The following is a 16,451-nucleotide window of genomic DNA, read 5'->3' as shown; positions in this document are numbered from 1 at the left end:
TCGTTAAAATCCTTCCAAATCATAATACTCATCCTCCAAATCGAGCTGCTTGGGCTTCGCCGGTGGCAGTGGCGCTACGGGCGTAACCTGCTGTGACGGCTCGGCGGCCGGCTCTTTCTTATAGACTATCTCCGCCGGCTCGTTGAGCAAATTGATGTCGGGCAGTTGCACCGATTCAAAATGCTTCCTATAGAATTGCTCATAATCGGCATAGCTCACACCCTGCCCGAGCCTATCTAAATTAACCTTACTGATAATCAGGCTGCGCACATTAGCCATCAGTCGGGTCACGGCTTGCCGCTCCCGAAGTTGCCGACTGTAGAGCAAGGCCTCACGATAGTTGCGGAATCCACTCACCACCATGCGATAGGCGCCAGCCACATGCTCTATCGTCAGCTCGAAATTACGTATCAGATAGTTCGTGAAATTATGACGGGCCAGCTCAAAGAGCAACTGATTTTCCCGCACGGAATCGGGATGGTACACCATCACATAGAGGAACTCGCAATTCATGTCCTCACTCAATGGGCGGCTGACGATACTATCGCTGTCGCTCAACACCGCAGTCCTGCGCTGCCACAGATTATCCATGCTGAAATTGCCACCATGCAACACTCGACCGGCTTTCACGCCATTGATGAGCATTCCGGCCGGTTCGCTGAGCTTACTCTCGGGATATTTCTCTATCAGTAGGCGCATATCCTCCAGACAACCTCGTACATCGCCCTCGTTAAGACGGCTCAGTCCGCCGATGAAAAGAAACTTATCACGATTTGCCCTCGTAGGGAAACGGCGGTCCGAAAGGGCCCGATGGGCCTTCACCACACTGTAATTCCCGGCCTTGAACGCCTCGTAAGCTGCCCCATAAAGCGAGTCCTCTATCTGTTCTCCAAAGACAGCGTTCTCCTTAAAGTACGGATCAGTGAGCACGGAGGTCCACTTGCTCGCCTCGAATTGTCGCTTCAATTTCGCTACATAGCCCTCTGCCACCACCGGCTTATCGGCTCGTGAATAGAGCAAAAACAAGTGATAATACACCTCATCCAACTGTTCAAAACGAGGAAAATCACGCTCTATTCGGGTCAATAGCCTCTCGCTCAGGGCTAACTCATTGAGTTTGTCTTTAAAAATGACGCCCGCCCTGAACAGCGCATGGGCCAATAGGCGGCGACTTTCAGCCTGCCGATCGGCTGTCAGCGGTATCTGCGCCAAGTAATAGTCACGGGTCAACGGGTCGGTAGTGGCCGCACTGACGACCGGTTGCTCCGTGGGAAGCGTCTCAACAGCCTGCGGCGCTTCGGCCATCGGCTGGTCTGCCCGGTTCATGGTGGGCCTATCGCCGACCACTGTCTTATTGGTCCGCTGCCAATCATCGGTATTGGGACGGTTGCCCCATAACGTCCTGAAGGTTTCCTTGCCCCGTTCCACCGCCATGGGATTATAGAAATACCAAGTCGATACGCCCCGATCGACCGAAGGTAGGGAAGTTCCCATCCCATTACGCTGATAGGGAGGCAGATTCTGCCGAGGCACTTCGGTACGCTGTTGGACGGCCGAAGCCGGATTGTCCATGACTTCCCTCATTTTCTTTTCTTTCTTTCGATAAGCCTCCATGGCCCTATCGGCCGCTTTCAGGCGCTCACTTTCGGGCAACATTGCCAAGCGGAGGAGCGAGTCCTGAAGGGCGATGGTCTCCATGTGGGGCACCAATTCGTCGAGCACTTCCGAACGTTCGGTCATCAACCCATAGCCTTCCCGGCTCTTGTCGAGCAAGCCGATGGCCTCCGTATAGCAACGGCGGGCGTCGGCAAAGTCATGCCTACTCCAATAAAGATTACCCAATGTCTGAAGCAACACGCCCTTGGTCCACCCACTGTGCACGGCTTTGGCGTTTCCATCCTCATAAGCCCGAATGGCCATCAGTGTGTCGTGTTGGCTCAAATAGATATTTCCTATCGCGTAATACACCTGCTCCAAGTAGTCCTTATTCTTATCCGAAGCAGCCATGTGGCCCAAACGGGCTATCATTTGGCGCTGCTGTCCGCCGGCAATCACTTCGGTCATGGCGATTCGAGCGTTGAATTCCAATTCGTAAGGAGGATTCATCGACACCACTTTCCGATAGGCTTCATAGGCCTCACTTCGGTGTCCGAGCCTTGTCAGGAGCTGCCCCATGAGGTACCATTCACGGGCTTTCTGCTTTCGACGCTGCTCTCTTGCGATAACACGACGCAAGTAAATGGCGGCCTTGGCATAGTCAGCGGTATGGAGATAGTAGTCGGTCAGGGTGTAGTTCCACTCTTTTTGCGCCAACCAATGGATGGAGTCACGGCCCATATTGCGAATAATGTCCTCGGCCTCGTAAAGTGTTCCCTGCTCAACGTGGCTCTTGGCTAACCACGCTTGTGCCCTTTGATAGATGGAAGGCTGCGTTGCGTAAAGGTGACTCATGTGGGAGAAAGTGGCCACAGCCTCGTCGAAAAGGCCTTGGTGAAACTGTGAGCGGCCCATCAACAGCCACGCTTTCCACAAAAAAGGGTTGTACTCCTTACGGCCAAGCCACCCCCGGTCACGGTCGGTCTTGCGCCGTTGCTTGTCCCACACGGGCCTCCGCTTGATACTATGCAGGCTGATGGCCTTCCGGCTCTTCTCTATGGCCTTGTCGAAGCCGGCTTTTCCCAAAGGCACGCTGTTCTTATTGCCCACATAATATAAAGGTAATAGGTCGGTATAGTTGTCCCGATGGGCGTTCTCTTTCTCCAAAGAGCCGTCCACATAGGCTTGGGCACCATTGAAATACACATTGTAACGGGTGTTGAAAGCATGCCACCACCTCGACTTTGCCGTGTTCTGATGGGTCGAGCAGGCTGTCAGCAAGAGCAAAAGGCCCACGGCCGACAGCAGGAGCATATCTTTCAAGCGAATATTCATTGTACAGAAGAGGAGGAAAACAGCCGTTTCCCTATCCGAGTGAGGAGATAAAGAAAAATACTTACGAAGATAATGGAGGCACCCGAAGGCACGTTGAGCTGATAACTGATCAGCAAGCCCAACAGACAATCTATCCAACCTATCAGCACACTCCAACCTATCATCTTCTTATAATCAAAAGTAAGAAGGTTGGCCGTCATCTGTGGAATGGTCAATAGGCTGATGGCGAGCACGATACCCACCATCCGTAAAGTTGAGACAATGGTCACGGCGATGAGTGCCATCATGACATATTCGGTGGTCTTGACCGGCAATCGGCGCGCAAGGGCAAATGTTCGGTCGAACGCCACGCTGACAATCAGTCGGTAAAACATGACAAAGACTGCCACGACACCTATCGCCAGCACGCCCAACAACCATAGGTCGGCACGGCCGATGGTAAGGATGTTGCCAAAAAGGAACGAAGGCAAATCGGTCATGAAGCCCGGAGTTAGGAAACTGAAAATGATTCCGATACTCATGCCGAGCGTCCAGAAAAGTGCTATTGCCGAGTCTTCACGCACATCGGTCTTGCGCGACATCCACTGCACACCGAAGCCACAGAGCACGGCGAAGACCATGGCCGTAAGGATGGGGTTCACCCCCGCATAGACTCCTAACCCTATACCACCAAACGAGGCATGCGTGATACCGCCGCTGATGAACACCAAGCGACGGGTAACGATATAGGTTCCGATGAATCCACACACTATGCTGGCCAGCAGGGAACCGATTAAGGCGTTTTGAAAAAATGTATATTGAAGAATCTCCACGGCTCAGAAGAATAAATAATGTAAAACAAGAAACGCACCGTTACAAGCGGTCTGACAAGGCAAAGACCTCGTCTTTCAACGGATTGGGAACGCTGATACCTCGCAGCGTAAGACTGCGGGTCCATCCTTTAACCTCCTCCGGCCGCATGGTATAGAGCACTTCCGAGAACTGTTCTATCTCTTCATCAGTATAAGCGTCGGAATCGCGGCCCTTGAAACGGTCAAGTTCCTCGTCGTCATAGTATTCTATCTCCTTAATGGAAGCCTCCATCATACACTCCTGCTCGCACTTGTCATTATCTCCATTGCAAGTGCTGCAAGAGTCAGTTGTCACTATGGGCGCCTCGCTTTCACCGGAATGGCGATTCAGCAACGTGAACAAAGCAGTGGCCAAGCCCAAGCCTGCCAATAAAATCAGTAAATATAACATATTGAAACGTATTCGTTTATAAGCGCTCAACCGTAAAACCGGCCTTCCGCAGGTCATCCCAAAAGTGGGGATAAGACTTGCTGACCACTTCCGGATGATTCATATCCACATGCCCTAACTTTATAGCCATCGGCGCCAAAGCCATGGCCATGCGATGATCCTCGTAGGTATCGATGGCTTCTCCGGTAGGCTCACAACGCTCACCCGTCCAAACAAACACGTCATCGCCCTCATCTGTCAGGACGAAACCCATTTTTCCGAGTTCCCGCTTCAGGGCCGCTATGCGGTCAGTCTCCTTAATCCGCAGGCTGGCAAGGCCGGTGAAACGGAAAGGAATGCCCATGCCACAACATGTAACAACCAAAGTTTGGGCCAAATCGGGCGAGTTTACGAAGTCATAGTCAAGCCGGGGAAGCATAGAAGGATGGCATTTCAGCTTCACGGTAGTGGGAACGCCCGCCTCCGTACTGGCAAATTGGGTCTTCACACCTAATAAAGAGAAAATGTATTTTACGACAGAATCGCCCTGCCGAGACCCGTCCATCAGGCCTTCGAGCAATGTTTCGGCCTCTGAATCGGCCGTAAAGGCCATCATTTCGTACCAATAACTCGAGGCACTCCAGTCATTTTCTATCATATAAGGTTTACCTATATAGGTCGAAGGGCGCACGGTGATGGTATCTACATCGGTCCAATCGGCCCGCGCACCAAACTCTCGCATGGTACAAAGCGTAAGATCAATATAAGGACGCGACACGATTTCGCCCGTCATTCGCAAGGTCAAACCGTCACGAAGCACCGGACCTATCAACAGCAAAGCCGAGATATACTGCGAACTTACGCTGCCGGGAATCTCCAAATGACCACCCGCTATCTGCCGTCCACGAATGCGGAGCGGCGGAAAACCATCCTCCCCCATATAAGTGATGTCAGCTCCAAGGTAGCGAAGTGCATTGACAAGGATACGGATGGGACGCTGTTTCATCCTTTCAGTACCCGTCAGGACATACTCGCCCGGGGTAACGCAGAGGTAAGCCGTCATGAATCGCATGGCGGTACCGGCCGCCTTAATGTCTATCTCGGCCGGCATATCACGCAAAGCACGAACCATGACTTCCGTATCATCGCAATCTGATAGGTTATCGGGCAAGACGCTATCGGTTGAAAGCGCATGAATCATCAACGCCCGATTGCTGATACTCTTTGAAGCGGGCAACTGAATATGGGCTTTCAGACGCCGGGGAGGGGTTATTCTGTAGGTTATCATGATGTAAGCACTGCTTAAATCGACACTAAACTAATAGACGTAAGTGCCTTGCTCCACAACCACATCATCGGCAGGCAGGGCACTTCGAGAGACATTATTCTTTTTGGGACCGGGCATAAGCAGTCCATAATAAAGCACATGGCGCATGCGCTTTTTCTGATCGGCCGAGAGTTTATAGCTCAAAGTCACCATATAATCCATGATATTGGCGGAAACATAATTGTCGCCTTTGCAAGATTGGCGTTTGGCCAAGTCCTCAGCGTTGAGCGTAGCTCTGCTTCCACCTATCAAGAACTTCAGTTGCTGCTCATATTCCACACGGTTATAGCTCGGCGTATCTTCACAGTAATCGGTATCGCCACAAACATCGATCATGCCGGTCTTATCTTCCGTGAAGACGTGACTAAGCCCCAAGTAATGTCCTAACTCATGGGCCAAGGTGACATTGGCGTCGGCCACATTGTAAGTATAGCCGCCACGACCTTTATTCGCACCGTAACGGGTAGACTCCTCATAGACATAGTTGCTGTTAAGACATGAACAGTGAGTATATTTCAGATTCGCTTTCGTAAGTTTCTTACTACTGGATTTAACCTTCTGCAACCCATCCACTGCATGCTCATCATCGCGCATGAGCGGAAGGCTGGTAATGCCCATGACGGTACTTTCCCCATTGTCAGAAGCCTGAGCGAAGGGAAAGACCATCACATTGATATAGTCATTGAGGTCCCAAAGATATTTTCGATTATCTTCTGAAGAAATAAATTTCAATTGGTCTATGGGAAATGTGCCGTCATAGTGTATGTACTCCACCCCGGGAGTGGTCAGCTTATGGCCCTGCTCATCGTGTGTCGCCGCAATGAAGCGCACATTAATATTCTCGCTTTCGCCATAAATGCTTCCTTGGTAAAGTTCGTTGACACGGCTAAGCAAGGTACGCAGGCGTGCAGCGTCTATATATTCGTCCTTATTCGCTGCGTTCTGATAAAATACATGGAAAATAACCGGAAGCTGATAAGTATATCCCTCGGTGATGATAGATGTGGTATTATCGTCATCCAAATCGACTGTTGTCGCTTTCGTTATGTCTTCTTCACCCTTACAACTTTGCAGAAAGCCCAAAGTTAATGCTGCGAAGACGAGCAATATATAATTCTTCATCTCATATTTATATGAAAATTATAAAGACGCATCTTTGAACTCGAGCGACAAATGACAAATCTCGGTCCATTGTTATACATCTTTCTTCTACAAAGTTACGTAAAAAGGGGGTGATTAGACCTAAATAACCACACTTTTAAAATATTTTAATTAATTTTCTTCGTTCAAACTATAATTTATCATTACCTTTGCAACCGCTTACAAAAAGCATTGTTCGGGATGTAGCGCAGTTGGTAGCGCACACGTCTGGGGGGCGCGAGGTCGCAAGTTCGAGTCTTGTCATCCCGACACAAAACAAGCAAAGGGGTTGATTTTCAACCCCTTTTGCATTTTCTGAAAGTCACGGTTTTCTTACTATATTCACTGTAAACAAAGGGGATAAAGTACGTAATGTACTAATTTACAAGGGGAATGGAATACGTCTACAGCAAATTATATTCTCCTATTTCTTTTGAGTTTGACGATTCTTTACACACGATTTTATAAAATAATCTGATATGGCTTGCAATTTAGATTTTGTACAATACATCGCCGACCAATGCAGTGGAGCCGGAGAGATTGTATTCAAAAAGATGTTTGGAGAGTACGGGATTTACTGTAATGGTAAAATTTTCGGATTGATTTGTGACGACCGCTTTTATCTGAAACCTACAGAAGGAGCCAAGAAACGCTTACGCACGATAGATATGCAGCCGCCTTATAACGGTGCCAAAGATTATTTCTACATCGCTGACGTAGACGACCACGACTACCTATCCATGCTTGTTAAAGAAACTTGCAAGGAGCTGCCACCGCCTAAACCGAAGAAGACACGGTCGTAATATAAAACTTTAGAGGGGGATTCCTATGTAGGAATCCCCCTCTAAAGTTAATCTATTATTTTATTTCTCTTAGTCGAAACATTAATTGCAAAGTTCCTTCACTTTCTTTACCAGCTCCTCACCACGCAATTTAAAGGACACGGCTTTGCCTTCAGGATCGACCACTATTATCTGTGGTATGGCTTCCACGCCTAACAGCTTAGCCGTTTGAGAGCCCCAACCCAGCAAATCAGAGGCATGAACCCACCCGGGATTCTCCAAATTATGCTTCTTCATGCCATTCAACCAATTGTTCTTTTTATTGTCGAGGGAAAAACTTATAAGAACCATCTTGTCTTTATGGGCTTGTGTCAACTCATAAATTTGGCGAATATAAGGCAATTCTTTCAGACAAGGAGCACACCAACTGGCCCAAAAATCAAGGATTACATACTTGCCGGCATAATCGCTCAGGTATTTGGTTTCGCCACTGATTAACGGTAACTTTACATCGGGGAGTTCGCCACCAACCTTTAAATTCTGCGCTTTAATATAGTTGGAAAAAAGCTGATAATAAGGATGTTTATGTAAAGTAGGCGACAAAGCCTTAACCAATTTGTTGGCATAATCGGCGTCAAAGTGATAAGCAAGCTCACGTTCCAACATGATAGGAGCTAATGGTGAGTCGTTATGATCCAACAAGAACTGCAATCTGTCTGCCTCACAAACCAACACCTCGGCGGCTCCTGACCGAAGTAAGCGGGCCATTCCCTCCGGGCTATCCATGTAGGCTTCGCCATATTTTGCGACAAACTGCCTGATTGAATCCTGCTGAATATTGATACAACGCTGGTTGATAGCTTTGTACTCTGCGTAAAGATTATTCGTAGCAGTTCCTGATACACGTGCCCCACTGGCAAAAGCCGCGTCATGTATGGAAACCGTAACGGTACCGGGCTCTACCCATACAGGTATATCGCCATTGTCAAAACCGGTAATGAAGAACATGACTATCGGCTCATTTTCTTTCAAAGTATATTGAAACTTAAAGTCACCGTTAACGACTGAAGTCGAATCTATCTTTACAAACTGGTCGAACTCATTAAGTTTACTCAGATAAAGCTTTTCAATCTTTGCTTTTGTGAATCGCAATGAATCCTTTTCCATGTGCCCTTGAATATGACACACACCCTGCGCCGCCACAGCAGCAGGGACTAACCATGCTATTAACGCTATCAGTCCTAAGCGAACAATTATATTTTTATTCATAAACTTCTTCTCCTTCCAATATGTTTTTTATCTTATTTACCATCTCTTCTCCACGCAAGTCAAAAGCGACAACTTGTCCCTTGGGATTCAAAAGAACCGTACGAGGCACGGCTTCTACCTTATAGAGTTTAGCCGCATCTGACTCCCAACTACTTAAAGTAGAGACATGCAACCAATGGGGATGGGTCAACGCATTTGTTTTAATGCAATTAGTCCAATCCGCTTTCTTGCTGTCGATAGAATAACTGAGGATAACGAAATTGTCATGTTGCTCTGATAACTTCAATACTTCTTTCATAAAAGGAAATTCTCTTCGGCAAGGCGCACACCAGCTGGCCCAAAAGTCTAACAGAACATATTTCCCCCGCAAAGATGAAAGGCTGAGTTCCTTGCCATCAACGGTCCGGGCCGTGAAATCAGGTCCTTCGCTTCCCACCTTCAGATTGGCCGCCTTCAATGTATTTGAGATTTCCTTGTACATAGGATGTTTCTGAAGACTTGGGGCCAACGGACGGAGCAACGTGCGCTCAACAAACTTTGGAGTGAACAAAGACTGTAAATTATAACGGATGATATAAAGCGAAACCGGCGACATATAGTGCTTTGCCACAAACTTCATGGCCATGGTTTTATGGCCCAATGTATTTGAATAGAACACCGCAGTCTGATAGGGTAAGAAATCCTTTTCCGACTTAGCGGCCTCGGGATGTGCCTTCACTGCCTTATTCATTGCCTCGCGCGAACGTGAGATTTGTTGCCCGTTGAGGTCCAAATATTCCATATAAATATCATTGGAAGGAGTTCCATGTACCTTAGCTCCCCCCGGATAACGGCCATCAAAAGGAGCTATCACGATATTTCCCGGCTCGAGAAACACCTGCACCACCCCATTGTCAAAACCCGTAATAGAATAAGCTTCCACCCATTCAGGGGCAGTTCCAGTAAAAGTAAACTTCTTATTCTTGACCTTTGCGGAGTCTAAGACAACGGTCTTGCCGCCAACCTCATGCGTTAAATAGACTTTCTTTATTATTTGAGGTGTGTTGCGCAGAGAGTCTACTGTCATCATTCCTTGAATAGTATACTTCCTGCTCTGTTGGGCAAAGCCTGCCGCAGCTATTATAATAGCTATTATAAGTAAGATTTGTTTTTTCATATTGTTCTATATTATTTATTTGCTTACGATCGATACGCTTACAAACGATCAGCTAAAAAGTTTTCTAACGCCTCTCCGCGAATATCCCGGGCGATAATACGATTATCCTCATCAAGAATAAATATGGCGGGAATAGCTGTCACATTATAAGTACGTACAATCTCATCTTTCCATCCTTTCAGGGAAGAAACCTGAACCCATGGCAACCCATCTTTAATCACCGCATCGTTCCATCGCTTTCGATTGTCGTCCAAGGATACGCTAACCATCTCCAATCCCTTGGACTGATACTTTGCGTAAAGTTTCTTTAAAGAAGGATTATTAAGCCTGCAAGGTCCACACCAGCTTGCCCAAAAGTCTACAACCTTAATCTTCCCCTTCATTTGACTCAATGTGAAAGATTTACCATCAAGGGTCGGCAATGTAAAATCAGGAGCGGGTTTTCCGGCCGCCAAACGTTCCAAACGCTGTATTCGCTCAGCTAAAATACGACCACTCAACGACAGTCGGGCACCTTCGCCAAGCTGATCATAAAGCTTTTTACTGTCCTGATAGCCTAAATCCTTACGCTGAGCCGTAAAAAGAGCTTCGTAAGCGGTAAGCAGGTTATCATTATCGGCATGGAATTTATCAGAAAACGCTTGCAAGGCATTGCGTAAAACAACGATAGAGTCATTGAGAACGCTTGCGCTCCGATACTTCATGACACGCTTCAAACTATCATACTGCTGTTCCAATAGGTTAATTTCCATGCTCTTGGTATTGACCGACGCCGCATATTTACCATACGCATCTTGCAGTTTTCCACCCCGTATATAAAAACTTTCATCATTCTTTAAACGGGCAGAATATAACGTTCCGGGTTCGGCAAAGAATTGAAATCCACCATTATAACCCTCTACGATAAGCATGGCCGAAGCCGGTTCACGCAAAGAAGCCTTCAGTGTAAACCGGGGAGCCTTGAAGTCTGCCACACCCAATGTATCTCTCCGAGACTCTCCCGTCTGAACTATCAACAGCAACCTGCCGGCGTCTATGCCCTCTATTTTGCCTTTTATCGTTAAATCTTCACCTGAAGCCCACGACCGAGAGACACCCAGACACAGCAACAATAATAACAAAATCCTTATAGGTTTATTCATAATATATCCTCAATTAATAATTAGGCAATTGATAAGAATATGGATGCACAAACTGCAAATCGGCGATATTGCCAAACTCTACATTATTCTTATCCTTATTATATAAGGGCGCTTTATAGGTCTCATCCACGTCCCCGCCGGTTGTAAGTTTAATTTCGGTAACGGCACCTTTATCTCCCTTGTTAAGACCAATGCAGAGATAACGACCTAAGTCGGCGGAATGAATAAAGGAATTGTTTTCCCTAAACTTCATACAAGCTATGTTGTAACCTGATGGGGCCGTATAAAGAATAACGTTATCGCCGTTACTTATATTATAACGTACGATGTTTATACCGTCAATATAGAAGATATAATTGGTGGGAAACCATGTATTATAGAAGATAGAAGACACATCGCTGGGCGAGAAATTGTTGAGCACTTGCCCCTTGATGGTATAAGCCGGAGCGTCACTGTCACCGCTTTCGCCACCTTCTTTATCACCCCCTTCCGTACGGGTCGGAGTTAATTCATACAGATAAAACTTGCCGCTATCGTCCTTAAAGACGAAAAACGGATGTTCATTCTCGTAATTCTCACGATACTGGATAAACCCATACACACCGGTTTTGCCCTCGGGTGAGAGTCCGGCACCCAAAGTAGAGAAATCCACATGGGCGTCCTGCAAAGGATTATTGAGTTGAGCGTAATAGGCTTCCTGCTCTCCCCAAATACCATAGCTATCCTCCTTATTGACATGCAGGAAACGATTGTTCTTACCATCCCAAAATACGAACTCACTATAAGTGATGGCTCCGGCCGTAACTTTGTAATTTGTTTCGCCTACATCCTTATTAGGGAACTTAAAACTTAGCAGACTTCGTGCCGTAACTACGCGTCCATCCTTACCAATAATGTAGTAATAATCCGACTGATTTGACGGGTCTCCCTCCATTCCTATCTGACTAACGGAGAGTCCGCCTTGGTCAGAAGAGGGCAACACATAGTTCTTATAGTTGTTCAGTTTACGCTCCAAACCAAAAGGCTTGTACACTTTTGCTTCCCCACCATCTATAAAAGCAATAAGGTTATCGCTCTCCACCATCTTCGTATAATTAACGAAAGTCATCGTTGCTTGATACATAAGACGAGTTGCTTGTGCAAAAGGATTCTCCTCACCCGGGTACATCAACGCATACGCATCGGTACGGACATTAACATCAGCACCAACTTTCTCCACGTTTCCTAACTTCATATTGCCGGGTGTTCCATGCAACACGAAGATACTGTTCTTAAAGATGGGACGTGTCGCTACCACAAATTCAGAGTAATGAGACAAGTCGGTGGTTTTATCCTTTATCTGCAACATTACGTTATAAGTGGTAGATTGGCCTTTCGGCAGAACCACGTCCATATAGCCTTTGGTACGAATCGTGTCCTTGATTCTCACACCATCACGCACATAATTGCGCATCCAAACAAACTCCAAATTATCCAAATTGGTTTGTAAAGACTGCGCAAGTTCTACCGACACTCGCTGCAGCGTGTCCGCATCGGTAAAAGGTTGGGTAAACTCTATCGTCATACCGGTCAGTTGTTGCTCTGCCGCCGGGATAAAACGCACGGAGTCTATCGTATTAATCTTGTCAAAAGAATAATCATAATTACCCTTATCCTCGTAGCACGAAGCCAACAGCAACGTAGTAACTAATACGTATAATATCTTTTTCATGTCGTTTCTGTTTTAGTCAATTGTAGGGAATGTAAAATTATAAGTCCCACCGGCCATCGCCTTCCGGAACACTTTGTTGCATTCTTTAATGGCATTCTCACCGCCTAAAGAGGAATCCCAAGAAACTGATCCCCACTCATTCTTGACAGGGAACATCTGATTCAAGACAAACTTTGCGCCTTTATGCTGTAGCCATACCTTAATCATGAATTTATATTTTGCCTCAGAATACTCGCCATAATACTGCTTTACCATGTCTGCTCCCCCATCGAGGTCGCTCCATGCAGCCGGTTCCACTACCTCATAATCAATATCGCCGAACATGGGAATAAAGAAGTTGCCCTTGTAACTGTCGCCACTTCGCCATCCATCATGGTAGAACGTATTATACTTTTCCATCATTCCTGTTACCGCCGTGCGATTAAGGAGCTTCGCCCCGGCCTCATCCACATGGAAAGTTTGATACTCATTCTTTGTAGAAACTCCCAACGCACCGCAAATCGTAGCGAAGTTAGAAGACTTATACCGGCCCAGATAACGTGTAAGAACATCATTCCAATACCAAGGTTGAGCATAATTAAAATCGCCTTCGTTAATAAATGGGATTTCAACCTTCGAGGTTTCCGTTGGATGTTCCTGCTGCCATATACGCAGACTGTCTACACTTTTCATGTTCCACTGAATAATCGTATAATAGTCGTTGCTATTATAGAACTGATTATCCTTCGTAAGGTTGGTCAAGAAAATATGCTTATCCACCGACCAATTGCCCAAATACATTTGAACCATGCTCCACTCATTCCAGCTTGCAGGTTTTGAAAAGGACTCATTACCATGGATAACATATTCTTGCAATCCCTTGACATTGGTACTGACTTGGTCACCACCATCTATATAAAGCACTGCCGCGTAATCAGAATCACGTAACTCCGGACGCATGACTTCCACCACGACTCGCTTCTCAATAGAGTCTGGTTCAAATACAACTTCCGGGCAATTAACGACAAGAAGCGGATAACCTTCCAATGGTTTGCTCTTCAATGTCACCTTACGCTCGTAATCCACTTTCACTCCCATTGCTTTTAAATTCAGCGTAAGGGGCAAACTCCGCGGATTACCCAATACATGATTAGCAAAATTAATGGAAGATTCAAGTTCGGACGAAGTGTTATAATTAAAATACACTCCATTATCATTTGCACTATAGGCTTCTATTTCCTCATGACTACACGCGCATAAGGCCACGCAAGCGCCTACGGCAAAGAATATATTTTGGATTAAATGTTTCATAATAAAATCTTTTTATGATTACGTTTAATTGCTTGCCGTTTCCGATTCTACCCATCCATACTGCACCTCAGCGTCGGGTAAGGGGAATACGTAGCGCTCTTCCGTCAACGTAATATCCGCCGCATAGGGAATGGAAGTATAGCCATGGGCTTTCAGGAAATACCAATATTGACCCTCGCCATAGTATTCTTTCCGATATTCCTTATCCAAAGCCTTCAAGCGTCCGGCCATATCGGTATATTTCTCATTGAGGGCCGCGGAATAGCCTCTACGGTTTCTTACATAGTTCAGGTAACTTCTCGAACGCTCATTGTCGGTAGTAAACTCGCACAAGATATAATACATTTCCGGCAATCTGATCAAAGGAATAACCTCTTTCTGATTAGTATTATACTTCTTCGACAGTGCTAACTGCTGCGTATCATACGTATAGAAGGCCGAAGTCTTTGAGCGCATATCATCGCGGCGGCTCCCCGACACCTCAAACAGCGCGTCAAACTTCTTTTGAGAGATAACATATTGGGTCGTAAACTTATCACCAATCGCCCAACGTGACGACAATCCGTCCTCCATCTGATACATGTTCAAACCACAGATACACTCGCTGAACAAGATAGGATCGTTCTGGTTAGTAGTCTGCAGTTCCAAACCACTTTTTGAAATGACCTCTTTCGCAAGCTCAACTGCCTTCTCTTGCGCTCCCATAAAGCCGTAAACGCGCGCTAAAAGGGCTGTTATCGCATGGTAATTAAACCTATATCGCCGGTCGCTTCCTTTGAGCTTAACATCTTTCTCATAAGCAAGCAGGTCGCGAGCCGCCAACAAGTCCTTTTCTATACGGTTGAGAACTTCCTTCGCGGCCAAGCGAGGTTGCTTGCTATTATCGGCAACCGTGCGGTAAGGTATGGTCTCCGTGGCGGCAGCCTTTGCATTGTTACGGTAGTTCCAAGGGCCCCATGCTCTCAACAAGTCGAAATGGCAGAAAGCCCTGATGGCCAAAGCCTCGCCCCGAAGCATGTTGCGCTCTTGCTCATCGGTCACCACCGTGGTTCCTCTTTTATCCAACCACTTGATTAAGTTGTTACAATTGGCTATCACATTATACATGGCCTGCCACGAGGCCGTTATCTTTTGCTTCGACTGATAGCCATTGGTAGTAGAGGTTTTATAATTATAAATAGCGTTTATATCTTGCACGCCATCAGGTACATAGTCGTACTCTTGAGCCAATTGGTCTAACAAACCGAATGACATGTTGCCCGCATAAGTGTTGGCAGAGGTCAATAAGAGGTAGATTCCCGTCAAGGCATTTTGAAATCCCTCCTCGTTTTCAAACATCTTATCTGCTTTCAAATCTGTTTTAGGACTCTCATCAAACCAATCCGAACAAGAAGAGAATAAGAAGGCACCTATCAAAAAAAGAGATAAGAACTTTATGGCATTATTATGTCTTTTCATACTTTCGATACTTTAATTATTTGAATATTGCCGAAACAGAAAACGTGAACGAACGGGCAAAAGGATAACTTAGTCCTCGTTCCATCTTAACGGTTGACATGCGGAATAAATCGTTTGTAGTGAAGTTCACATTCAAAGCCTGCAGGTTAAGACGCTTCATGAACTTGAAGTTTTCGTAGTTGAAACGATAACCTACGTTGAGGCTGGCCAGTTTCAGTTCGTTATCGTCCATGATAAAGCGGGTCGAAGCCGGCGTTTGCGAACCGTTAAGGTCTATCTTCTTATACTTAGCTACGTCGCCGGGCTTCTGCCAACGGTCTTTCGCAGCACGACGATCTAAGTTATAAGCTATGTTACTATTCTCTATCTTATCGACCAATGTTTGGTTATAAACAATGCCTCCCCATTTATAAGTGAAGCCTAAAGAGGCCGAGAAGTTCTTCCAGTTCACGGAAGTGCTCAATGTTCCACTTGCATCAGGGGTGGTATCGCCTACCGGAACCTTGTCGGCAGCGTCCCAAACAAACGCTTTTTGATTGTCACGAGTGAGGAAAACTTCCTTTCCCGTCATAGGGTCTATACCGAGAGAACGCACCGCGTAATAAGTAGTTGTAGATTGTCCCTCTTGGAATACCGGCAATGGCGCACTTGGAGAGGCCAATTGCTTTTCATTCATTTTGCGAAGATAATCTGATATTTTACGAATCTTATTCTTATTATGGTTAATACCCGCGGCCACGGTCCAGTAGAATTGTTTGCGAACATTTTGCAATGCGATGACATTCAACGTCATATCAAAACCCTGATTTTGCAACTCTCCTGCATTGATTACTTGTGAGGAGAAACCCGTAGATGGCATCATGTCATAAGTGGTCAGGAGCTGTCGGGTAATGTTATTGTAGTAATTTAACGACATATTGATTCTGTTCTTCCAAAAACCAATATCCATTCCCAAACCGAAATTATCGGTCTTGGCCCATTTCAGGTTAGGGTTGTTCAACCGAGCCAGCACCGCTCCCAACAT

At 46.3% G+C, this 16,451-nt stretch carries 13 protein-coding genes and 1 tRNA gene; 2 read left to right on the top strand and 12 right to left on the bottom strand.

The annotated features are described in order from the left end of the window. Positions 1–3: 3 nt before the first annotated feature. The 5 genes from VIR50_RS09165 to VIR50_RS09145 are packed head-to-tail and all read right to left on the bottom strand — an operon-like array spanning position 4 to position 6,601. Complete coding sequence (locus tag VIR50_RS09165; protein ID WP_331934826.1) at positions 4–2,931, bottom strand: type IX secretion system periplasmic lipoprotein PorW/SprE; 2,928 nt, start codon at positions 2,929–2,931, stop codon at positions 4–6. Then, positions 2,928–3,743 carry a metal ABC transporter permease gene (locus VIR50_RS09160; protein ID WP_331934825.1) on the bottom strand — a complete coding sequence of 272 codons (816 nt, stop codon included), beginning with the start codon at positions 3,741–3,743 and terminating at the stop codon, positions 2,928–2,930. Before VIR50_RS09160 ends, VIR50_RS09165 begins: the two co-directional genes overlap by 4 nt. Before the next feature lie 40 nt (positions 3,744–3,783). Beyond that, positions 3,784–4,173, bottom strand: a complete 390-nt coding sequence (locus tag VIR50_RS09155; protein ID WP_331934824.1) for a hypothetical protein — start codon at positions 4,171–4,173, stop codon at positions 3,784–3,786. Between the two features lie 16 nt (positions 4,174–4,189). Then, a complete protein-coding gene (locus VIR50_RS09150) occupies positions 4,190–5,437 on the bottom strand; it encodes a 3-phosphoshikimate 1-carboxyvinyltransferase (RefSeq protein WP_331934857.1) in 1,248 nt (415 codons plus the stop codon). A gap of 33 nt (positions 5,438–5,470) precedes the next feature. After that, positions 5,471–6,601, bottom strand: coding sequence for a zinc-dependent metalloproteinase lipoprotein (locus VIR50_RS09145; RefSeq protein WP_331934823.1), 1,131 nt, complete (start codon positions 6,599–6,601; stop codon positions 5,471–5,473). 215 nt (positions 6,602–6,816) lie between these two features. Here VIR50_RS09145 and VIR50_RS09140 point away from each other — a divergent pair. Together VIR50_RS09140 and VIR50_RS09135 are read left to right on the top strand one after the other, a co-directional pair. Next, positions 6,817–6,889 (top strand) — tRNA-Pro (locus VIR50_RS09140). 209 nt (positions 6,890–7,098) lie between these two features. Beyond that, entirely contained in the window at positions 7,099–7,422 is a 324-nt protein-coding gene (locus VIR50_RS09135; protein WP_331934822.1) for a TfoX/Sxy family protein, read from the top strand. 81 nt (positions 7,423–7,503) lie between these two features. Here VIR50_RS09135 and VIR50_RS09130 read toward each other — a convergent pair whose 3' ends face one another. From VIR50_RS09130 to VIR50_RS09100, 7 genes are all read right to left on the bottom strand, one after another. Then, positions 7,504–8,670 carry a TlpA disulfide reductase family protein gene (locus tag VIR50_RS09130; protein ID WP_331934821.1) on the bottom strand — a complete coding sequence of 389 codons (1,167 nt, stop codon included), beginning with the start codon at positions 8,668–8,670 and terminating at the stop codon, positions 7,504–7,506. Beyond that, entirely contained in the window at positions 8,663–9,826 is a 1,164-nt protein-coding gene (locus VIR50_RS09125; protein ID WP_331934820.1) for a TlpA disulfide reductase family protein, read from the bottom strand. The genes VIR50_RS09130 and VIR50_RS09125 overlap by 8 nt, the downstream gene beginning before the upstream one ends. Positions 9,827–9,864: 38 nt before the next feature. Continuing rightward, positions 9,865–10,968, bottom strand: a complete 1,104-nt coding sequence (locus tag VIR50_RS09120; RefSeq protein ID WP_331934819.1) for a TlpA disulfide reductase family protein — start codon at positions 10,966–10,968, stop codon at positions 9,865–9,867. Between the two features lie 13 nt (positions 10,969–10,981). Continuing rightward, positions 10,982–12,679, bottom strand: a complete 1,698-nt coding sequence (locus VIR50_RS09115; RefSeq protein WP_331934818.1) for a PKD-like family lipoprotein — start codon at positions 12,677–12,679, stop codon at positions 10,982–10,984. Between the two features lie 12 nt (positions 12,680–12,691). Continuing rightward, complete coding sequence (locus tag VIR50_RS09110; RefSeq protein WP_331934817.1) at positions 12,692–13,969, bottom strand: DUF4843 domain-containing protein; 1,278 nt, start codon at positions 13,967–13,969, stop codon at positions 12,692–12,694. Between the two features lie 24 nt (positions 13,970–13,993). Beyond that, positions 13,994–15,427, bottom strand: coding sequence for a RagB/SusD family nutrient uptake outer membrane protein (locus VIR50_RS09105; RefSeq protein ID WP_331934816.1), 1,434 nt, complete (start codon positions 15,425–15,427; stop codon positions 13,994–13,996). A gap of 16 nt (positions 15,428–15,443) precedes the next feature. Next, positions 15,444–16,451 (bottom strand): TonB-dependent receptor domain-containing protein (locus VIR50_RS09100; protein ID WP_331934815.1); only part of this gene is annotated, 1,008 nt, incomplete at its 5' end.

Source organism: Prevotella sp., from assembly GCF_036570325.1.
Classification (GTDB): domain Bacteria; phylum Bacteroidota; class Bacteroidia; order Bacteroidales; family Bacteroidaceae; genus Prevotella.
This window is presented reverse-complemented; position numbering and strand designations above follow the sequence as displayed.

What these genes read in the sequence shown, in the direction of transcription:
- VIR50_RS09105 (WP_331934816.1), bottom strand. Translation starts at nt 15,427, where the DNA reads ATGAAAAGACATAATAATGCCATAAAGTTCTTATCTCTTTTTTTGATA.
- VIR50_RS09125 (WP_331934820.1), bottom strand. Translation starts at nt 9,826, where the DNA reads ATGAAAAAACAAATCTTACTTATAATAGCTATTATAATAGCTGCGGCA.
- VIR50_RS09135 (WP_331934822.1), top strand. Translation starts at nt 7,099, where the DNA reads ATGGCTTGCAATTTAGATTTTGTACAATACATCGCCGACCAATGCAGT.
- VIR50_RS09130 (WP_331934821.1), bottom strand. Translation starts at nt 8,670, where the DNA reads ATGAATAAAAATATAATTGTTCGCTTAGGACTGATAGCGTTAATAGCA.
- VIR50_RS09155 (WP_331934824.1), bottom strand. Translation starts at nt 4,173, where the DNA reads ATGTTATATTTACTGATTTTATTGGCAGGCTTGGGCTTGGCCACTGCT.
- VIR50_RS09165 (WP_331934826.1), bottom strand. Translation starts at nt 2,931, where the DNA reads ATGAATATTCGCTTGAAAGATATGCTCCTGCTGTCGGCCGTGGGCCTT.
- VIR50_RS09145 (WP_331934823.1), bottom strand. Translation starts at nt 6,601, where the DNA reads ATGAAGAATTATATATTGCTCGTCTTCGCAGCATTAACTTTGGGCTTT.
- VIR50_RS09115 (WP_331934818.1), bottom strand. Translation starts at nt 12,679, where the DNA reads ATGAAAAAGATATTATACGTATTAGTTACTACGTTGCTGTTGGCTTCG.
- VIR50_RS09120 (WP_331934819.1), bottom strand. Translation starts at nt 10,968, where the DNA reads ATGAATAAACCTATAAGGATTTTGTTATTATTGTTGCTGTGTCTGGGT.
- VIR50_RS09110 (WP_331934817.1), bottom strand. Translation starts at nt 13,969, where the DNA reads ATGAAACATTTAATCCAAAATATATTCTTTGCCGTAGGCGCTTGCGTG.